Source organism: Streptomyces sp. R21 (genome assembly GCF_041051975.1).
In the GTDB taxonomy this organism is placed as follows: domain Bacteria; phylum Actinomycetota; class Actinomycetes; order Streptomycetales; family Streptomycetaceae; genus Streptomyces.
Genome location: NZ_CP163435.1, coordinates 7,846,260 through 7,864,862, shown reverse-complemented (window position 1 = coordinate 7,864,862; position 18,603 = coordinate 7,846,260). Strand labels below are relative to the sequence as shown.

Annotated in this window: 14 protein-coding genes, 3 rRNA genes and 1 pseudogene; 5 read left to right on the top strand and 13 right to left on the bottom strand. The window is 66.2% G+C overall.

Translation table 11 applies throughout. From position 1 onward, the window contains the following. Positions 1-24 precede the first annotated feature (24 nt). Positions 25-1,320 (top strand): DUF1015 family protein, encoded by a 1,296-nt coding sequence (locus tag AB5J56_RS35000; protein WP_369238747.1) that lies wholly within the window; start codon positions 25-27, stop codon positions 1,318-1,320. Positions 1,321-1,376: 56 nt separating this feature from the next. Here the strand turns inward: AB5J56_RS35000 and AB5J56_RS34995 are convergent, their stop codons facing one another. The 6 genes and pseudogenes from AB5J56_RS34995 to AB5J56_RS34970 all read right to left on the bottom strand — a co-directional run bounded on the left by AB5J56_RS34995 (position 1,377) and on the right by AB5J56_RS34970 (position 9,969). Next, positions 1,377-2,312 (bottom strand): hypothetical protein, encoded by a 936-nt coding sequence (locus AB5J56_RS34995; protein ID WP_369242976.1) that lies wholly within the window; start codon positions 2,310-2,312, stop codon positions 1,377-1,379. A 486-nt stretch (positions 2,313-2,798) separates the two neighbouring features. After that, positions 2,799-3,395: pseudogene (locus AB5J56_RS34990) on the bottom strand (hypothetical protein); the annotation flags it as partial. 161 nt (positions 3,396-3,556) lie between these two features. Further along, positions 3,557-3,673, bottom strand: a 5S ribosomal RNA gene (gene rrf / locus AB5J56_RS34985). 135 nt (positions 3,674-3,808) lie between these two features. Next, a 23S ribosomal RNA gene (locus AB5J56_RS34980) occupies positions 3,809-6,931 on the bottom strand. Between the two features lie 320 nt (positions 6,932-7,251). After that, positions 7,252-8,776, bottom strand: a 16S ribosomal RNA gene (locus tag AB5J56_RS34975). The 16S, 23S and 5S rRNA genes sit together here, the layout of an rRNA operon. Positions 8,777-9,327: 551 nt before the next feature. Further along, on the bottom strand, positions 9,328-9,969 hold the full coding sequence (locus AB5J56_RS34970; protein ID WP_369238745.1) for a DNA-3-methyladenine glycosylase: 642 nt from the start codon (positions 9,967-9,969) through the stop codon (positions 9,328-9,330). 157 nt (positions 9,970-10,126) lie between these two features. Between AB5J56_RS34970 and AB5J56_RS34965 the strand changes: the two genes are divergently transcribed. The 3 genes from AB5J56_RS34965 to AB5J56_RS34955 all read left to right on the top strand — a co-directional run bounded on the left by AB5J56_RS34965 (position 10,127) and on the right by AB5J56_RS34955 (position 12,193). After that, positions 10,127-10,912 carry a sporulation protein gene (locus AB5J56_RS34965; protein ID WP_369238743.1) on the top strand — a complete coding sequence of 262 codons (786 nt, stop codon included), beginning with the start codon at positions 10,127-10,129 and terminating at the stop codon, positions 10,910-10,912. A 49-nt stretch (positions 10,913-10,961) separates the two neighbouring features. Further along, positions 10,962-11,501 (top strand): YbhB/YbcL family Raf kinase inhibitor-like protein, encoded by a 540-nt coding sequence (locus tag AB5J56_RS34960; RefSeq protein WP_369238741.1) that lies wholly within the window; start codon positions 10,962-10,964, stop codon positions 11,499-11,501. Between the two features lie 185 nt (positions 11,502-11,686). Continuing rightward, entirely contained in the window at positions 11,687-12,193 is a 507-nt protein-coding gene (locus AB5J56_RS34955) for an HNH endonuclease (protein WP_369238739.1), read from the top strand. A gap of 67 nt (positions 12,194-12,260) precedes the next feature. Here the strand turns inward: AB5J56_RS34955 and AB5J56_RS34950 are convergent, their stop codons facing one another. From AB5J56_RS34950 to AB5J56_RS34940, 3 genes are all read right to left on the bottom strand, one after another. Continuing rightward, a complete protein-coding gene (locus tag AB5J56_RS34950) occupies positions 12,261-13,226 on the bottom strand; it encodes an SPFH domain-containing protein (protein ID WP_369238737.1) in 966 nt (321 codons plus the stop codon). Between the two features lie 131 nt (positions 13,227-13,357). After that, positions 13,358-13,789, bottom strand: a complete 432-nt coding sequence (locus AB5J56_RS34945; RefSeq protein ID WP_369238735.1) for an NfeD family protein — start codon at positions 13,787-13,789, stop codon at positions 13,358-13,360. Between the two features lie 103 nt (positions 13,790-13,892). Then, positions 13,893-14,684 carry an ABC transporter ATP-binding protein gene (locus AB5J56_RS34940; RefSeq protein ID WP_369238733.1) on the bottom strand — a complete coding sequence of 264 codons (792 nt, stop codon included), beginning with the start codon at positions 14,682-14,684 and terminating at the stop codon, positions 13,893-13,895. A 132-nt stretch (positions 14,685-14,816) separates the two neighbouring features. Here AB5J56_RS34940 and AB5J56_RS34935 point away from each other — a divergent pair, with 132 nt between their 5' ends. Beyond that, positions 14,817-15,605 carry a hypothetical protein gene (locus tag AB5J56_RS34935; RefSeq protein ID WP_369238731.1) on the top strand — a complete coding sequence of 263 codons (789 nt, stop codon included), beginning with the start codon at positions 14,817-14,819 and terminating at the stop codon, positions 15,603-15,605. Positions 15,606-15,769: 164 nt separating this feature from the next. Here AB5J56_RS34935 and AB5J56_RS34930 read toward each other — a convergent pair whose 3' ends face one another. From AB5J56_RS34930 to AB5J56_RS34915, 4 genes are all read right to left on the bottom strand, one after another. Beyond that, positions 15,770-16,009: a chaplin gene (locus AB5J56_RS34930; RefSeq protein WP_369238729.1), complete on the bottom strand. Its 240-nt coding sequence runs from the start codon at positions 16,007-16,009 to the stop codon at positions 15,770-15,772. A 242-nt stretch (positions 16,010-16,251) separates the two neighbouring features. Then, the gene (locus tag AB5J56_RS34925) at positions 16,252-16,497 is read right to left on the bottom strand and encodes a chaplin (protein ID WP_369238727.1); all 246 of its coding nucleotides are present in this window, start codon (positions 16,495-16,497) and stop codon (positions 16,252-16,254) included. 161 nt (positions 16,498-16,658) lie between these two features. Beyond that, complete coding sequence (locus AB5J56_RS34920; RefSeq protein ID WP_369238725.1) at positions 16,659-17,297, bottom strand: response regulator; 639 nt, start codon at positions 17,295-17,297, stop codon at positions 16,659-16,661. Then, on the bottom strand, positions 17,290-18,435 hold the full coding sequence (locus AB5J56_RS34915; protein WP_369238723.1) for a GAF domain-containing sensor histidine kinase: 1,146 nt from the start codon (positions 18,433-18,435) through the stop codon (positions 17,290-17,292). The genes AB5J56_RS34920 and AB5J56_RS34915 overlap by 8 nt, the downstream gene beginning before the upstream one ends. Between the last annotated feature and the right edge of the window lie 168 nt (positions 18,436-18,603).

The following is an 18,603-nucleotide window of genomic DNA, read 5'->3' as shown; positions in this document are numbered from 1 at the left end:
CACTGACACACTTACGATGCCTCAATGAACTATGCAGGTCCCGCGGAGGAGACCCCGGCGCGCAGCGGCCTCGAACTGACCCCGTTCCGGGGGCTTCGCTACGACCCCGACCGGGTCGGCAGCCTCGCCGCCGTGACCTCACCGCCGTACGACGTAGTCGTACGGCCCGACGGCCTGCACCACCTCGAATCGGCAGACCCTTACAACATCGTCCGGCTGATCCTTCCCCAGGACACCACGCCCACCGCCCGCAACCAGCAGGCGGCCGACACCCTGAGCCGCTGGCTGTCGGAAGGCGTCCTGGCCGCCGACTCCCAGCCGGCCCTGTACGTCTACGAGCAGCGCGACGGCGCCGGCCTGCTGCAGCGCGGCATCATCGGTGCCCTGCGCCTGTCGGAGCCGTCGGACGGCGTGGTCCTCCCGCACGAGGACGTCATGCCCCACGTCATCGCGGACCGCGCGGCCCTGATGCGCGCCACCTCCGCCAACCTCGAACCCCTGCTGCTGACCTACCGAGGCAACGGTTCCGGCGTCGGCGCGGCCTCCGTCGTGGAGCGCACCGCCCAGCGCCCCCCGCTCCTCTCGACGACCACGGAGGACGGCTTCAGCCACCGCCTGTGGGCCGTGACCGAGCCGGCCGACCTGGCCGAGATCCAGACAGATCTCCTCCACCACCAGGCCCTCATCGCGGACGGCCACCACCGCTGGGCAACGTATCTGCGTCTACGCGCGGAGCACCCCTCCCCCAGCCCCTGGGACTACGGCCTCGTCCTCCTCGTCGACACCGCGCGCTACCCGCTCCGCGTTCGCGCCATCCACCGCCTGCTGCACGGCCTCCCGGTGGCGGACGCCCTGGCGGCCCTCGCGGACACCTTCCGCGTACGCCACCTCGACGTCCCCCTCCCTGAGGCCCTGGACGCCCTCGCCGCGGCGGCCTCCGAGGGCAACGCCTTCCTCCTCGCGGGCGACGGCGCGTTCCACCTCGTCGACCGCCCGTCCCCGGATCTCCTGGCCCGTACGATTCCGGGCGGCCGCCCGGAGGCCTGGCGCACCCTCGACGCGACGGTCCTGCACGCCACGCTCCTCGACCATGTCTGGGGCATCCCGGAGGACTCCCCGGCCCATATCGCGTACATCCACGACACTGCGGCGACGGTCGACAAAGCGGTACGCGACGGCGGCACGGCCGTCCTGATGCACCCGGTCCACGAGGAGGTCGTACGGGATCTCGCACGCCAGGGAGTCACGATGCCCCGCAAGTCGACGTCGTTCGGCCCGAAGCCTGCATCGGGCCTGGTGCTGCGGGCGCTCGCCCTCTGAAAACGCCAGTGGGCGGGACCCCTTCCGGGATCCCGCCCACCTACGTCTGAGAAGCGTCAGCTCTCGGAGCCGTCCTTGTCGCCTTCGACGGGCGACTGGTGCTCGGCGGCCTTCGGCGCCTCTTCGACGACGTCGACCTCACTTACGTCGTCAAGGTCGTCATCGCTGTCGGTGTCGTCGTCGCTGTCGACATCGTCGTCGGCTTCGACCTCGACATCGGCCTCGACATCGGCCTCAATCGCGGCCTCGGTGTCGGTCTCGGTCTCGGTGTCGTGCACGACACGGACCGCGACCTCGCTCTCGTCCTCGTCCTCGTCGAGCGCGTCGACGAACTCGACACCGTCCAGCTCCGCGAGCCGGTCCGAGGCGTCCGTGCTGCCGTCCTTGTCGGACTCGATCGCCTTGGCGAACCACTCACGCGCCTCGCCCTCCCGACCGGCGGCGAGCAGGGCGTCGGCGTACGCGTAGCGCAGCCGCGCGGTCCAGGGCTGTACGGAGCTGGAGGCCAGCTCCGGGCTCTGCAGGGTCACGATGGCCGCGTCGAGCTGCCCCAGATCCCGTCGCGCTCCGGCTGCCACGAGCCGCATCTCGACCTGGCTGGCCTTGTCCAGCTTCTGCACCTCGGGTGCACCGGCCATGTCCAGCGCCTTCTCGGGGCGGCCGAGGCCACGCTCGCAGTCGGCCATGACGGGCCACAGCTCCACGCCGCCGGTCATCCGACGCGCGGCCCGGAACTCGGCGAGCGCCTCGCTGAACTTCTGGTTCGCGTACGCGGCGAAGCCGGCCGCTTCCCGTACGGCGGCGACGCGCGAGGCCAGGCGGAGGGCCACTCGGGAGTAGCCGTACGCCCCCTCGGGGTCCTCGTCGATCAGCCGGGCGACCATCACCAGGTTCCGGGAAACATCCTCGGCAAGCCCCTTGGGCAGGCTCTGAAGCTCCTGCCGTACGTCCTTGTCGATCTCGTCGCCCGTGACGTCATCGGGGATCGGCAGCCGCTTGATCGGCTCGCGGTCCCGGTCCCGGTCGTCACGGAAACGGCCGCCACCACGGCGGTCGTCACCCCGGTGGTCGTCACGGCCGCGGAAGCCACCGCCGCCGGCGGGACGGCCACCACGGTCGTCGCGGCGCGGACCGCCCCGGCGGTCGTCACGACCCCGGTCGTCACGGCCACCCCGGTCGTCCCGGCCACGGAAGCCGCCACCGCCGCCACCACGGTTGTCGTCGCGACGGAACCCACCTCGGTCGTCATCGCGACGGAAGGCCGGGCGGTCTCCGCTGTCGCGCCGGTCGCTCCCGCGGTCGTCGCGACGGAACGGGGGCCGGTCGCCGTCGCGGTTGAACCCACGGCCCCGGTCGTCACCACGGTCATCACGACGCGGGCCACCGCTCGGACGGTCATCACGACGGAAGGGCGGACGATCGCCCTCACGACGATCACCACCACGGAACCCACCACGATCGCCGCCACCCCGGTTGTCGTCACGACGGTCATCGCGACGGAACGCGGGCCGGTCACCGCTGTCACGACGGAAGGGCGGACGGTCACCGTCGCGGTTGAACCCACGGCCCCGATCGTCACCACGGTCGTCACGACGCGGGCCACCGCTCGGACGGTCGTCACGGCGGAAGGGCGGACGCCCTCCTCGGTCACCGCGGTCGTCGCGTCCGCGGAAGCCGCCGGCGGCACCGCCGCCACCCCGGTTGTCGTCACGGCGGAAGCCACCGCGGTCGCCCCGGTCACCACTGTCGCGACGGTCGTCACGCCGGAAGGCGGGACGGTCTCCGCTGTCGCGCCGGTCGCTCCCGCGGTCGTCGCGACGGAACGGGGGCCGGTCGCCGTCGCGGTTGAACCCACGGCCCCGGTCGTCACCACGATCGTCGCGGCGCGGGCCACTGGGACGGTCATCACGACGATCGTCGCGACGGAACCCACCACGGTCGCCGCGGTCACCCGCGTCACGGCCGCCACCGCTCCGGTTGTCGTCACGTCGGCCGTAGTTCCCGCCGCGGTCGTTGTCGCGGCGCGGGCCTCCGCGGTAGCCGCCGCGGTCACCACTGTCCCGGCGGCGCTGATCGCGCTCCGGTCGCTCGTCGGGAGAGTTGGTGGACATGGGGTGACTCCTGTCTTCGGTACCGCAAGTCATTCTCGCGCAGCCGGGTACCCGGCGCGCTTCGGAAAAACAAAAAAGGACCTCTGGTCCCAGCGAGTCGCTGGGACCAGAGGTCCTCAAAGATTGTTCGGCGGCGTCCTACTCTCCCACAGGGTCCCCCCTGCAGTACCATCGGCGCTGTGAGGCTTAGCTTCCGGGTTCGGAATGTAACCGGGCGTTTCCCTCGCGCTATGACCACCGAAACCCTGTCAGACATCCCGTTATAAACGGGACCTCGAACGGGCAGCGAACAAGCACACTATTCAATTGATTAGTGGAACTGTTCAGCCAGCACAACCGTTCGTTGTCTGGGAACTACACAGTGGACGCGAGCAACTGAGGACAAGCCCTCGGCCTATTAGTACCAGTCACCTCCAGCGGTTGCCCGCCTTCCAGATCTGGCCTATCAACCCAGTCGTCTACTGGGAGCCTTAACCCCTCAAAGGGGGTGGGAATACTCATCTCGAAGCAGGCTTCCCGCTTAGATGCTTTCAGCGGTTATCCCTCCCGAACGTAGCCAACCAGCCATGCCCTTGGCAGGACAACTGGCACACCAGAGGTTCGTCCGTCCCGGTCCTCTCGTACTAGGGACAGCCCTTCTCAATATTCCTACGCGCACAGCGGATAGGGACCGAACTGTCTCACGACGTTCTAAACCCAGCTCGCGTACCGCTTTAATGGGCGAACAGCCCAACCCTTGGGACCGACTCCAGCCCCAGGATGCGACGAGCCGACATCGAGGTGCCAAACCATCCCGTCGATATGGACTCTTGGGGAAGATCAGCCTGTTATCCCCGGGGTACCTTTTATCCGTTGAGCGACGGCGCTTCCACAAGCCACCGCCGGATCACTAGTCCCGACTTTCGTCCCTGCTCGACCCGTCGGTCTCACAGTCAAGCTCCCTTGTGCACTTACACTCAACACCTGATTGCCAACCAGGCTGAGGGAACCTTTGGGCGCCTCCGTTACTCTTTAGGAGGCAACCGCCCCAGTTAAACTACCCATCAGACACTGTCCCTGATCCGGATCACGGACCCAGGTTAGACATCCAGCACGACCAGACTGGTATTTCAACGACGACTCCACCATGGCTGGCGCCATGACTTCACAGTCTCCCAGCTATCCTACACAAGCCGAACCGAACACCAATATCAAACTGTAGTAAAGGTCCCGGGGTCTTTCCGTCCTGCTGCGCGAAACGAGCATCTTTACTCGTAGTGCAATTTCACCGGGCCTATGGTTGAGACAGTCGAGAAGTCGTTACGCCATTCGTGCAGGTCGGAACTTACCCGACAAGGAATTTCGCTACCTTAGGATGGTTATAGTTACCACCGCCGTTTACTGGCGCTTAAGTTCTCAGCTTCGCACACCCGAAAGTGCACTAACCGGTCCCCTTAACGTTCCAGCACCGGGCAGGCGTCAGTCCGTATACATCGCCTTACGGCTTCGCACGGACCTGTGTTTTTAGTAAACAGTCGCTTCTCGCTGGTCTCTGCGGCCACCCCCAGCTCAGAGAGTAAATCTCGTCACCGGTGATGGCCCCCCTTCTCCCGAAGTTACGGGGGCATTTTGCCGAGTTCCTTAACCATAGTTCACCCGAACGCCTCGGTATTCTCTACCTGACCACCTGAGTCGGTTTAGGGTACGGGCCGCCATGAAACTCGCTAGAGGCTTTTCTCGACAGCATAGGATCATCCACTTCACCACAATCGGCTCGGCATCAGGTCTCACCCACATGTCATCCGGATTTGCCTAGATGACGGGCTACACCCTTACCCCGGGACAACCACCGCCCGGGCTGGACTACCTTCCTGCGTCACCCCATCACTCACCTACTACAGGTCTGGTCCGTCGGCTCCACCACTCCCCTTTGCCCGAAGGCTCCGGGGCGGCTTCACGGACTTAGCATCGCCTGGTTCGATGTTTGACGCTTCACAGCGGGTACCGGAATATCAACCGGTTATCCATCGACTACGCCTGTCGGCCTCGCCTTAGGTCCCGACTTACCCTGGGCAGATCAGCTTGACCCAGGAACCCTTAGTCAATCGGCGCACACGTTTCTCACGTGTGTATCGCTACTCATGCCTGCATTCTCACTCGTGAACCGTCCACCACTAGCTTCCGCTGCGGCTTCACCCGGCACACGACGCTCCCCTACCCATCCCAGCAGGCGTTGGCCCTATTACTGGAATGACACGACTTCGGCGGTACGCTTGAGCCCCGCTACATTGTCGGCGCGGAATCACTAGACCAGTGAGCTATTACGCACTCTTTCAAGGGTGGCTGCTTCTAAGCCAACCTCCTGGTTGTCTGTGCGACTCCACATCCTTTCCCACTTAGCGTACGCTTAGGGGCCTTAGTCGATGCTCTGGGCTGTTTCCCTCTCGACCATGGAGCTTATCCCCCACAGTCTCACTGCCGTGCTCTCACTTACCGGCATTCGGAGTTTGGCTAAGGTCAGTAACCCGGTAGGGCCCATCGCCTATCCAGTGCTCTACCTCCGGCAAGAAACACACGACGCTGCACCTAAATGCATTTCGGGGAGAACCAGCTATCACGGAGTTTGATTGGCCTTTCACCCCTAACCACAGGTCATCCCCCAGGTTTTCAACCCTGGTGGGTTCGGTCCTCCACGACCTCTTACAGCCGCTTCAACCTGCCCATGGCTAGATCACTCCGCTTCGGGTCTTGAGCGCGCTACTAAACCGCCCTATTCGGACTCGCTTTCGCTACGGCTTCCCCACACGGGTTAACCTCGCAACACACCGCAAACTCGCAGGCTCATTCTTCAAAAGGCACGCAGTCACGAGAGTGCATGCAAGCATGCACTCCGACGCTCCCACGGCTTGTAGGCACACGGTTTCAGGTACTATTTCACTCCGCTCCCGCGGTACTTTTCACCATTCCCTCACGGTACTATCCGCTATCGGTCACCAGGGAATATTTAGGCTTAGCGGGTGGTCCCGCCAGATTCACACGGGATTTCTCGGGCCCCGTGCTACTTGGGTGTCTCTCAAACGAGCCGCTGATGTTTCGACTACGGGGGTCTTACCCTCTACGCCGGACCTTTCGCATGTCCTTCGCCTACATCAACGGTTTCTGACTCGTCTCACGGCCGGCAGACCGTAAAAGAGAGATCCCACAACCCCCCAAGCGCAACCCCTGCCGGGTCTCACACGCTTGAGGTTTGGCCTCATCCGGTTTCGCTCGCCACTACTCCCGGAATCACGGTTGTTTTCTCTTCCTGCGGGTACTGAGATGTTTCACTTCCCCGCGTTCCCTCCACATACCCTATGTGTTCAGGTATGGGTGACAGCCCATGACGACTGCCGGGTTTCCCCATTCGGAAACCCCCGGATCAAAGCCTGGTTGACGACTCCCCGGGGACTATCGTGGCCTCCCACGTCCTTCATCGGTTCCTGGTGCCAAGGCATCCACCGTGCGCCCTTAAAAACTTGGCCACAGATGCTCGCGTCCACTGTGCAGTTCTCAAACAACGACCAACCACCCATCACCCCGAACCAACCGGTTCGAGTGCACTGGGGCCGGCACTGAAGGCAGCCGTATTCGGCCGTACCTTCAGACACCCAACAGCGTGCCCGGCCAGACTCCGCCCGGAGATCATGCTTTCCACGCTCCTAAGAGCAGTACTTGCAAGCCTCCGACCCGAGAATCCGGCCGAATAATCAACGTTCCACCCATGAGCAACCACCGTCGAACGTGTGCCGACGTAATGGCCCTGGACCACCAGACAATGCCTGGCGGCCTAGATGCTCCTTAGAAAGGAGGTGATCCAGCCGCACCTTCCGGTACGGCTACCTTGTTACGACTTCGTCCCAATCGCCAGTCCCACCTTCGACAGCTCCCTCCCTTACGGGTTGGGCCACCGGCTTCGGGTGTTACCGACTTTCGTGACGTGACGGGCGGTGTGTACAAGGCCCGGGAACGTATTCACCGCAGCAATGCTGATCTGCGATTACTAGCAACTCCAACTTCATGGGGTCGAGTTGCAGACCCCAATCCGAACTGAGACAGGCTTTTTGAGATTCGCTCCACCTTGCGGTATCGCAGCTCTTTGTACCTGCCATTGTAGCACGTGTGCAGCCCAAGACATAAGGGGCATGATGACTTGACGTCGTCCCCACCTTCCTCCGAGTTGACCCCGGCGGTCTCCTGTGAGTCCCCATCACCCCGAAGGGCATGCTGGCAACACAGAACAAGGGTTGCGCTCGTTGCGGGACTTAACCCAACATCTCACGACACGAGCTGACGACAGCCATGCACCACCTGTACACCGACCACAAGGGGGGCACCATCTCTGATGCTTTCCGGTGTATGTCAAGCCTTGGTAAGGTTCTTCGCGTTGCGTCGAATTAAGCCACATGCTCCGCTGCTTGTGCGGGCCCCCGTCAATTCCTTTGAGTTTTAGCCTTGCGGCCGTACTCCCCAGGCGGGGAACTTAATGCGTTAGCTGCGGCACCGACGACGTGGAATGTCGCCAACACCTAGTTCCCACCGTTTACGGCGTGGACTACCAGGGTATCTAATCCTGTTCGCTCCCCACGCTTTCGCTCCTCAGCGTCAGTAATGGCCCAGAGATCCGCCTTCGCCACCGGTGTTCCTCCTGATATCTGCGCATTTCACCGCTACACCAGGAATTCCGATCTCCCCTACCACACTCTAGCCAGCCCGTATCGAATGCAGAACCGGGGTTAAGCCCCGGTCTTTCACACCCGACGTGACAAGCCGCCTACGAGCTCTTTACGCCCAATAATTCCGGACAACGCTTGCGCCCTACGTATTACCGCGGCTGCTGGCACGTAGTTAGCCGGCGCTTCTTCTGCAGGTACCGTCACTTGCGCTTCTTCCCTGCTGAAAGAGGTTTACAACCCGAAGGCCGTCATCCCTCACGCGGCGTCGCTGCATCAGGCTTTCGCCCATTGTGCAATATTCCCCACTGCTGCCTCCCGTAGGAGTCTGGGCCGTGTCTCAGTCCCAGTGTGGCCGGTCGCCCTCTCAGGCCGGCTACCCGTCGTCGCCTTGGTGAGCCACTACCTCACCAACAAGCTGATAGGCCGCGGGCTCATCCTGCACCGCCGGAGCTTTCAACCCTCACAGATGCCTGTAAGGGTGGTATCCGGTATTAGACCCCGTTTCCAGGGCTTGTCCCAGAGTGCAGGGCAGATTGCCCACGTGTTACTCACCCGTTCGCCACTAATCCCCACCGAAGTGGTTCATCGTTCGACTTGCATGTGTTAAGCACGCCGCCAGCGTTCGTCCTGAGCCAGGATCAAACTCTCCGTGAATGTTTTCCCGTAATCGGGACGACACCACGAGAGCGGAACCGCCGGGCGGAATAAGCCCCACGGTTCTCAGCGTCCTCGCTGTGCGCCTTCCCCAAGGGGAAGGACTTTTTCAAAGGAACCTCGCCCCGACCGATCGGCCGGAGACGGGGTATCAACATATCTGGCGTTGATTTTTGGCACGCTGTTGAGTTCTCAAGGAACGGACGCTTCCTTTGTACTTACCCTCTCGGGCTTTCCTCCGGGCGCTTCCCTTCGGTCTTGCGTTTCCGACTCTATCAGATCCTTTCGGGCCTGATTCCCAGTCAGCGGGCTTTGTCGTTCTGGCTTTGAGTGCTTTCGCCTCGCGGCCTTTCGACATTCACTACGTTAGCCGATTCCCGTCGCGACTCATAATTGAGTTCCGCGAGTTCGAATTCAGGCATGAAGACACGCCGAATTCGCCCCCGCTGAGGGGAAGTCGTAGGTAGTGGGTTGGCCACTTCCGGCTGCTGGCTGATCGCCGTACCCGGTTCAAGCGGCTCGGGCTACATTACGGATCCCCCAGAGGCGCGTCAAGTTGAGCGGCGTCGGGGGGTATGGGCCCGATATGGGCTCACCGTCGGGTCGTTGGCGACCCAGAAGCGCCACGGGTGAACACCTCCGCCGCCGGCCACTCCGGTGCGGGGACCACTGCGTACCTGGTCGGGACGGACGGGGGTGCCGGTCAGGAGAGTCAGCGGGCCCTCGTCGGGGGCGCAGGCGTCGGCGCCGTCGAGGGTGCGGTCCACGTCCAGGGCGGTGGCCAGCCGGGCAGGCCCTTTGGCCAGTTCCTTGTCATTTCGGGCTGAAAGTCGACGTTTGCGTGCCAGTTCGGCGCCCTCGGTGATCTCTCCGGCGCGGAGCAGGACTCCGCTGGCCGTGCCCTCCGGACCGCACACCAGGTTCATGCAGTGCCACATGCCATAGGTGAAGTAGACGTACACATGGCCGGGCGGACCGAACATCACGCCGTTGCGGGGCGTGCGGCCGCGATACGCGTGGGAGCCGGGGTCGTTCGGACCGTCGTATGCCTCCACCTCTGTGAGGCGCAGCTCGATCGGGCCGTCTGGGCTGGTGCGCACGAGGATGCGCCCGAGGAGGTCGGGGGCGACCTCGACTACAGGGCGGTCGAAGAACTCCCGGGTGAGGGGCGTACGGTCAGGGGCCGCGATCATGGCGTACGAGCGTAGTCCAGACGGGTTCCTGTCTGTGGGCTGGCCAGGCCGCCTCTCCCTTGGAAGGGTGAGGACGCGGAACCGGCCGGGGCCGGATCGCGTTTGTATGGATCAAGGGTTCAGACGGAGTACAGGCGTTGCCTGGGGAGGAAGTGACATGGGGTTCAAGCGGCTGCTCGCGAGCATGGGAGCCGGTGGGGCTTCGGTCGAGACGGTGCTGACCGAGGTCAACACCGTTCCGGGCGGCGTCGTCCAGGGTGAGGTGCGGATCCAGGGCGGGTCCGTGAACCAGCAGATCGAGGGTCTGTCGGTCGGTCTTCAGGCCAAGGTCGAGGTCGAGGGCCACGACGACCAGGAGTACAAGCAGGACATCGAGTTCACCAAGCTGCGCCTCGGTGGGGCCTTCGAGCTGCAGGCGGGCGCCGTGCACGCGGTCCCCTTCGGGCTCGAGATCCCGTGGGAGACGCCGATCACGACGATCGACGGGCAGAGCCTGCGCGGGATGCACATCGGTGTGACCACGGAGCTGGAGATCGCGCGTGCCGTGGACTCGGGCGACCTGGACCCGATCAACGTGCACCCGCTGCCGGCGCAGCAGGCCATTCTGAACGCCTTCATCCAGCTGGGCTTCCGCTTCAAGAGCGCGGACATGGAGCGCGGTCACATTCGTGGGACGCGTCAGCGGCTGCCGTTCTACCAGGAGATCGAGTTCTTCCCGCCGTCGCAGTACCGCGGGCTGAACCAGGTCGAGCTGAGTTTCGTCGCGGACGACCGCGAGATGGACGTCATCCTGGAGATGGACAAGAAGCCGGGGCTGTTCAGCGAGGGCAGCGACTCGTTCCGCTCCTTCCAGGTGGGGCTGCACGACTACCAGGGCACGGACTGGGCCGCGTATCTGAACCAGTGGCTCTCCGAGGTCGGCAGCAAGCGCAGCTGGTTCTAGGGTTCCTGGGGTCCGCGACAAACTGTTCCATCGACTTGGAGGTGCCGAGGTGACCGAGCTGAAGAGGCCGCCGCTTCCCCACGACTTCCATCCGTCCGTGCCGTCCTTCACGGTCACGAGTGAGGATGTCGAGCCGGGTGGGGTGTTGAAGGACGCGCACGTCTACGCGGCCGGAAACACTTCGCCTCACCTTCGATGGGAGGGCTTCCCGCCGGAGACCAAGAGCTTCGCCGTGACCTGCTTCGATCCGGATGCCCCTACGGGGAGCGGATTCTGGCACTGGGTCGTGTTCGACATTCCGGCGTCGGTGACGGAGTTGGCGACGGGTGCGGGCACCGGCAAGTTCGAGGGGCTGCCGGAGGGCGCGGTCCAGGCGCGCAACGACTACGGGTCGAAGGACTTCGGTGGTGCCGCGCCGCCGGCCGGGGACCCGGCGCACCGGTATGTGTTCACGGTGTACGCCGTGGATCAGGAGAAGCTCGGTCCGGACGCGGACGCGAGTCCCGCGGTCGTCGGCTTCAATCTCCGGTTCCACACGCTCGCGCGTGCCCAGCTGATCGGTGAGTATGCGGCTCCCGCCGAAGACTGACGTTCACTGAACGTTTGCCCGCCTCTGGTCTTGGAAGTGATCAGAGGCGGGCATTTTTTGTGCCGGGGGCCTGGGGGTGGTTCCCGGGTGAGCACAGATATTGCGTTGTCCATCTCGGCGTGCCCGGCCAGAGTTGATCCAAGCCCGCCAGCTGGTGGGCCGGTGCGCATGGGAGGTGGGCTGGGATGCGGGACACGCTGGTACTGAACGCGAGCTTCGAGCCGCTGTCGACGGTGACGTTGAACCGAGCCGTCGTTCTGGTGCTGCAGGACAAGGCCGTCGTCGAGCAGACCCACCCCGAACTGCGCATGCGCGGCGCCGCGGTGGACATACCCGCACCCCGGGTGATCAGGCTCTGCCGCTATGTACGGGTGCCTTTCCGAAGACAAGCTCCGTGGTCGAGGCGGGGCGTGCTGGTCCGGGACCGGCACCGGTGCGCGTACTGCGGCAGGCGGGCCACGACCGTGGACCACGTGGTGCCGCGGGCGCAGGGTGGCCAGGACTCCTGGCTGAACACGGTGGCCTCGTGCGCGGAGGACAACCACCGCAAGGCGGCTCGTACGCCGGAGCAGGCCGGGATGCCGCTGCTGCGGCTGCCGTTCGAGCCGACGCCGGCGGACGCGATGCTGCTGGCTCTGGGGCAGGACGACTTCGAGGCGCTGCCGGAGTGGCTGGCACAGCCCGCCGCGTGACGTGTGTGTGACTGGGGCCCACCTCCTGCGGGAGGTGGGCCCCAGTCACGTACAGACGTGGACGTCGTCAGTCGGTGATCGACGGCTTCTCGCGGCGCTCCGAGCCACCGGAGCCGGACGACCCTCCGGAGTTTCCGCCACCGCCCGAACCGCCGCCGAAGTTGCCGAAGTTGCCCATGGCGCCGGACAGGCCCTTGAGGGCGTCGCCGATCTCGCTGGGCACGATCCAGAGCTTGTTGGCGTCGCCCTCGGCGATCTTCGGGAGCATCTGGAGGTACTGGTAGGAGAGGAGCTTCTGGTCCGGGTCGCCGGCGTGGATCGCCTCGAAGACCGTACGGACGGCCTGGGCCTCGCCCTCGGCGCGCAGGGCGGCGGCCTTGGCCTCACCTTCGGCGCGCAGGATCTGGGACTGCTTCTCACCCTCGGCGGTGAGGATCGCCGCCTGGCGCGTACCTTCGGCGGTGAGGATCGCGGCGCGCTTGTCACGGTCGGCGCGCATCTGCTTCTCCATCGAGTCCTGGATGGAGGTGGGCGGCTCGATCGCCTTGAGCTCGACGCGGTTGACGCGGATGCCCCACTTGCCGGTGGCCTCGTCGAGGACGCCGCGCAGGGCCGCGTTGATCTCCTCGCGGGAGGTGAGGGTGCGCTCCAGGTCCATGCCACCGATGATGTTGCGGAGCGTGGTGACGGTGAGCTGCTCGATCGCCTGGATGTAGCTGGCGACTTCGTACGTCGCGGCGCGTGCGTCGGTCACCTGGTAGTAGATGACGGTGTCGATGTTGACCACCAGGTTGTCCTGGGTGATCACCGGCTGCGGCGGGAAGGGCACGACCTGTTCGCGGAGGTCGATGCGGTTGCGGATCGAGTCGATGAACGGGACGACGATGTTGAGGCCCGCGTTGAGTGTCCGCGTGTAGCGGCCGAACCGCTCGACGATGGCGGCGCTCGCCTGTGGAATGACTTGGATGGTCCTGATCAGGGCGATGAAGACCAACACCACCAGAATGATCAGGACGATGATGATCGGTTCCATCGTTGCTCCCCGTACCCTTCTCCGCCTCGGTATTCCCTGAAGATCTTATGGTTGTTGAAGATCTTGCTGGACGAGTCTGACAGACCGTCGTCTGCGACGTGGGGCGTTCGGTTCAGTTGCGTTGTACGAGGTCACATGACGATCGCCGTGGCTCCCTCGATCTCCACGACGTCCACCTCTTGCCCTGGCTCGTAGGCCTGTTCGGCGTCGAGGGATCGGGCCGACCAGACCTCTCCGGCGAGCTTGATCCGGCCGCCCGCGTGGTCCACCCGCTCCAGGACGACCGCCTGCTTGCCCTTCAACGCGTCGATGCCCGTGGCGAGTTGGGGCCGTTGGTTGCGGTGTCGGTTGGCGATCGGGCGTACGACCGCGATGAGCGCGACCGAAACGGCGGCGAAGACGAGGACTTGGAGTACGGCACCGCCGCCCAGTCCCGCGATGGCCGCGGCGGCGACGGCTCCCAGGGCGAGCATGCCCAACTCCGGCATTGCTGTCACCACAAGGGGAATTCCGAGCCCGGCCGCGCCGATCAGCCACCACACCCATGCGTCGATGTCACTCACACGGTCATGGTAGGACCGCGCTCCCCTCGCGGACAGGGCGCGCGATCAAGTCGGGCCGTCCGCCCCTCGGTTCGGGCCGGACGGCTCGCTGTTTCCGCTGCGGTCAGGACAGCGGAAGGCCGTGCGCGGTCCAGCGCTCGCCGACCTGCTCGACGACGAGCGGGAGGCCGAAGCAGAGGGAGAGGTTGCGCGAGGTGAGTTCGAGTTCCAGCGGGCCCGCGGCGAGCACCTTGCCCTGACGGATCATCAGGACGTGGGTGAAGCCGGGGGCGATCTCCTCGACGTGGTGCGTGACCATGATCATGGAGGGGGCGATCGGGTCGCGGGCGAGGCGGCCGAGACGGCGTACGAGGTCCTCGCGGCCACCGAGGTCGAGACCGGCGGCGGGCTCGTCGAGGAGCAGCAGCTCGGGGTCGGTCATCAGGGCGCGGGCGATGAGGGTGCGCTTGCGCTCGCCCTCGGAGAGCGTGCCGAACTTGCGGTCCAGGTACTCGCTCATGCCGAGGCGGTCGAGGAAGGCGCGGGCGCGCTGCTCGTCGATGTCCTCGTAGTCCTCGTGCCAGCCGGCGGTCATGCCGTACGCGGCGGTCAGCACCGTCTGCAGGACCGTCTGACGCTTGGGGAGCTTCTCCGCCATGGCGATGCCGGCCATGCCGATGCGTGGGCGCAGCTCGAAGACGTCGACCTTGCCGAGGGTCTCGCCGAGGACGGTGGCGGCGCCCTTGCTGGGGAAGAGGTAGCTGGACGCGACGTTCAGGAGGGTCGTTTTTCCGGCGCCGTTGGGTCCGAGGATGACCCAGCGCTCGCCCTCCTTGACCGACCAGGAGACCTGGTCCACCAGAGCCCGGCCCTCGCGGACCACGGATACGTCCTCCAGCTCCAGAACATCGCTCATGAGCGCGCTGTCTCCCATTGCAGTCTTGGCCTGTCTCGGCAGTCGCGTGCGCCTGTGGACGCAGCCCCCAGGGAAATCTACGCCACCGGTCGGGCGGTCCATTCCATCGGTCCGGTCCTTAGGGTGGAGGGCATGCTTTCGGAACCACGCTCAGGACGCCTGGCCGCATGGGGAAACGCCCTTTTGGCCGGACTTGTATCGCCCGACGACGCGGTGCTCGCCATCGTCGGTGAGGACGCGGTGCACCGGGTCGAGGGACTGCCGGGCGAGTCGGGGCTCGTCGGGCTGACGCTCGCTCTCGGCCGGCTGCGCACGCTCGGGGTGACCGGACTGCGGGTCGCGCTGCCCGCGCCGGGGCATCCGCTGGGGCTGAGCGGGCCCCCGGACTTCAACGCGCGCGCCCTGGAGGCCGAGGAGGCCGTCGTCTGCCACGGGAGCGCGCTCGGGCTCGTTCCCGAGGTGTACGAGGCGGGGCCCGACGGTGATGTGCACGTCGAGGTGGTGTGGCACTGCCTCGCCGTGCGCGAGGCGCCGCCCGCCGACGTGCCGTCCCTCGGAGAGGCCGAGCGGGAGCTCGCGGAGGCGCTGCGCGACGCCACGCAGGTGTTGTCACAGCTCGATGTGGCCGGGTCGGGGCCGGTGGCGGAGGCGGCGATCGAGGCGTACCGGGCGCGGGCCGAGCGGGGGCGGGAGGTGCTGGCTCCCGGGTATCCGCCGCGTGCGGTGCGGGTGCTGGAGCTTGCGCAGCGGGTGGGGCTGCTGATCTCCGTGGCGTACGAGAACGGGCACGGCGGGGCGGTGAGTGCGTCCGAGATCGCGGCTCGGGGGGAGGCGCTGCGGCCGGTCGAGCGGACGGCTCGACGGGCGCAGGTGGCTGCGTACAACGCGTTTGTGGAGGAGCGGGAGCGGGGGGTTCGGTGACGGTGGGGTTGCCATCCGGGGCCTCGCTGACGAGGCGCCGCCTGCGCCCACCCGTGACGCCCTTGGGGCAGTGACACAGGCACGCTTGCCCGCAGCTTGAGCGGCTGCGCAGAAGAGCCCCGCTGACCAGTGTGGTCGGCGGGGCTCCTACAGGGTGGAACAGGTCAGTCGTTCACGCCCGTGTTGCCGAAGGCGGGGTTGAGCAGGGCGATGAGGTTGGCGGTGTTGCCGACCACGTTCACCGGGACGTGGACCGGGACCTGGACGAGGTTGCCCGAGCCGACGCCCGGCGACTTCACGGCCGCGCCGTCGGCACCCGAGTCGGCGACAGCCGCACCGGCGGAAGCGCCCGCGGCGATACCGGCGACGGTGATGGCCAGGGCGGCCTTCTTGGCGATGTTCATGGGAAGTGTTCCTCCTGCGTTTGCGGATCCGACCCGGCCGCGGGTCGTACGCTGAGGAACGCCTGCCGGTCCCAAACGGCACGGGAGGCCCCGCCGAAGTGCCCGTTCGGGCCATTGGCCCGATGGATCGACAGGACTACCGACCGACAGGGCTACGAGCCGACAGGGCTACCGGCCTACAACCTGACCGGCCTCCCGGGGTACCCGGGAAGCCGGTGGTCATGATCGTGCGGTGCGGAACCTCAGCGGTTGACGCCCAGGTTGCCGAAGGCCGGGTTCAGGGCACCGATGACGTTCACGCTGTTGCCGACCGCGTTCACGGGGACGTGGACCGGGGCCTGGATGAGGTTGCCCGAGACGACACCCGGCGAGTGCTCGGCCGCGCCACCCGCCTGCGCCCCGTTGGTGGCGGAGGCCATACCGGCACCAGCGGCAACCAGGCCGCCGGCCACCATCGCGACTGCCGTGGCCTTCTTCAGGTTCTTCACTTCTAAGCCCTCCCTTGGCGATCACCGCGGCAAGTCGCCGCAGCACGCACTGGAGAACGGCGGGGGTCGGCCGAGGATGCGCCATCCGGGGGACATACACCCGACGGTATGAATCTCAGCCCGGAGGGAGACCCTCCGAATTGCCGGTCGCGTGCCGCTCGTCAGGCCACGCCATGACGTACGGCCCAGAGCGCGGCCTGGGTGCGGTCCGCCAGGTCGAGCTTCATCAGGATGTTCGATACGTGCGTCTTGACGGTCTTCTCGGAGAGGACGAGGGCGCGGGCGATTTCCCGGTTGGAGCGGCCGTCGGCGATCAGACCGAGCACCTCGCGCTCCCTCTCGGTGAGCGAACCACCCCTCCCCTGCCCGGAGTTGGACTCCTCCTGGGACAGCAGGGCACCCGCCACCTCGGGCTGCAGCAGGATGTGCCCGGCGTGCACGGAGCGGATGGCTCCGGCGAGGGCGTCGGGGTCCACGTCCTTGTACACGTACCCGGCGGCGCCGGCTCGCAGGGCCGGGACGACGGTGCGCTGCTCGGTGAAGCTGGTGACGATCAGCACCCGTGCGGGGTTGGCCAGTTCGCGGAGCTTGCGCAGCGCGTCGATGCCGTCCATGCCCGGCATCTTGACGTCCATGAGGACGACGTCGGGCCTCAACTCCTCGGCTCGGGCGACTCCTTCGGCGCCGTCGGACGCCTCGCCCACGACCTCGATGTCGTCCTGCACTTCGAGGAAGGTGCGCAGGCCGCGGCGGACCACCTGGTGGTCGTCGACCAGCAGCACCTTGATTGCGTCAGCCACCAGGGACCTCCATGTCGATCGTGGTGCCCTTGCCGGGCGCCGATTCCACGGTGAGGGTGCCACCGACCCCGCTCGACCGGTCGCGCATGGACACCAGCCCGAGGTGGCGCCCTGCGCTGCGTATCGCCTGGGGGTCGAACCCGCTGCCGTCGTCGGTGACCCGCAGCACGGCGCCCGGGCCGCTCCTCTCCAGGGTCACGTCGACGCGGGTCGCCCCCGAGTGCCGCAGCGCGTTGTGCAGGGCCTCCTGGGCGACGCGCAGCACGGCCTCCTCCTGGGCCGCGGGCAGCGCGCGGACACCGCCGCTGTCGAAGGTCACGTGCGCGGAGTGGGCGCGGTCGAGGACCTGGATCTGGGTGCGCAACGTGGCGACCAGGCCGTCGTCGTCGAGTGCGGCGGGGCGCAACTCGACGACGGCGGCGCGCAGTTCCTCGGTGGCTTCCGCGGCGAGCGCGGCGACCTGCTGGAGTTCGCCCTTGGCGCGGGACGGATCACGGTCGACGAGGGCGGCGGCGGCCTGTGCGGTCAGGCGCAGGGAGAAGAGCTTCTGGCTGACGGCGTCGTGCAGTTCGTGGGCGAGCCGGGAACGCTCCTCGACGATGGTGAGTTCGCGGCTGCGCTCGTAGAGCCGGGCGTTGGTCAGGGCGATCGCGGCGTGCTGGGCGAGGATCGTCAGCAGTTCCTCGTCGTCCTCGGTGAAGCCGCAGCTGCCGTCCGGCTTGGCGCAGTTCTTGTTGGCGAGGAACAGCGCGCCGATCACCTCGTCGCCGTCACGGATCGGCAGGCCCAGGAAGTCGGACATGTCGGGGTGGGCGGCGGGCCACCCCTCGAAGCGCGGGTCCTTGCGCACGTCGGCGAGACGCTCGGGGCGGGCCTCGTGCAGCATCGCGGCGAGAATGCCGTGCTGGCGCGGGAGCGGGCCGATGGCTTTCCACTGGGCGTCGCTGATGCCGTCGACCACGAACTGGGCGAAGCCTCCGTGGTCGTCGGGGACGCCGAGCGCCGCGTACTGCGCGTCGAGCAGCTCGCGGGCCGAGGCGACGATCGTCTTGAGGACGTCGCGCACCTCGAGGTGCCTGCTCATGGCCAGCAGCGCGGAGCTCACCGCGTACAGGCCGGACCGTGGACCTTGACTCATGACCCCAAAGTACCGGCGGGGTGCGACAACGCGGATCGGACCTGTGACGGCCGCCGCCTAGGCCGGTGGGCCTAGGGCAAAGGGCCCCGGATCATTGCGGCCCGCGGACGAGGCGGCGGGCACGGTCCGGTTCCTACGTTGAAGAGGCCGGCCGGGAACGGCGGGCAC

Bases quoted from the DNA above. Each gene is read 5' to 3' on its own strand.
- AB5J56_RS34940 (WP_369238733.1), bottom strand. From the start codon at position 14,684: ATGAGCGATGTTCTGGAGCTGGAGGACGTATCCGTGGTCCGCGAGGGC.
- AB5J56_RS34915 (WP_369238723.1), bottom strand. From the start codon at position 18,435: ATGAGTCAAGGTCCACGGTCCGGCCTGTACGCGGTGAGCTCCGCGCTG.
- AB5J56_RS34930 (WP_369238729.1), bottom strand. From the start codon at position 16,009: ATGAACATCGCCAAGAAGGCCGCCCTGGCCATCACCGTCGCCGGTATC.
- AB5J56_RS34965 (WP_369238743.1), top strand. From the start codon at position 10,127: ATGGGGTTCAAGCGGCTGCTCGCGAGCATGGGAGCCGGTGGGGCTTCG.
- AB5J56_RS34970 (WP_369238745.1), bottom strand. From the start codon at position 9,969: ATGATCGCGGCCCCTGACCGTACGCCCCTCACCCGGGAGTTCTTCGAC.
- AB5J56_RS34935 (WP_369238731.1), top strand. From the start codon at position 14,817: ATGCTTTCGGAACCACGCTCAGGACGCCTGGCCGCATGGGGAAACGCC.
- AB5J56_RS34950 (WP_369238737.1), bottom strand. From the start codon at position 13,226: ATGGAACCGATCATCATCGTCCTGATCATTCTGGTGGTGTTGGTCTTC.
- AB5J56_RS34955 (WP_369238739.1), top strand. From the start codon at position 11,687: ATGCGGGACACGCTGGTACTGAACGCGAGCTTCGAGCCGCTGTCGACG.
- AB5J56_RS35000 (WP_369238747.1), top strand. From the start codon at position 25: ATGAACTATGCAGGTCCCGCGGAGGAGACCCCGGCGCGCAGCGGCCTC.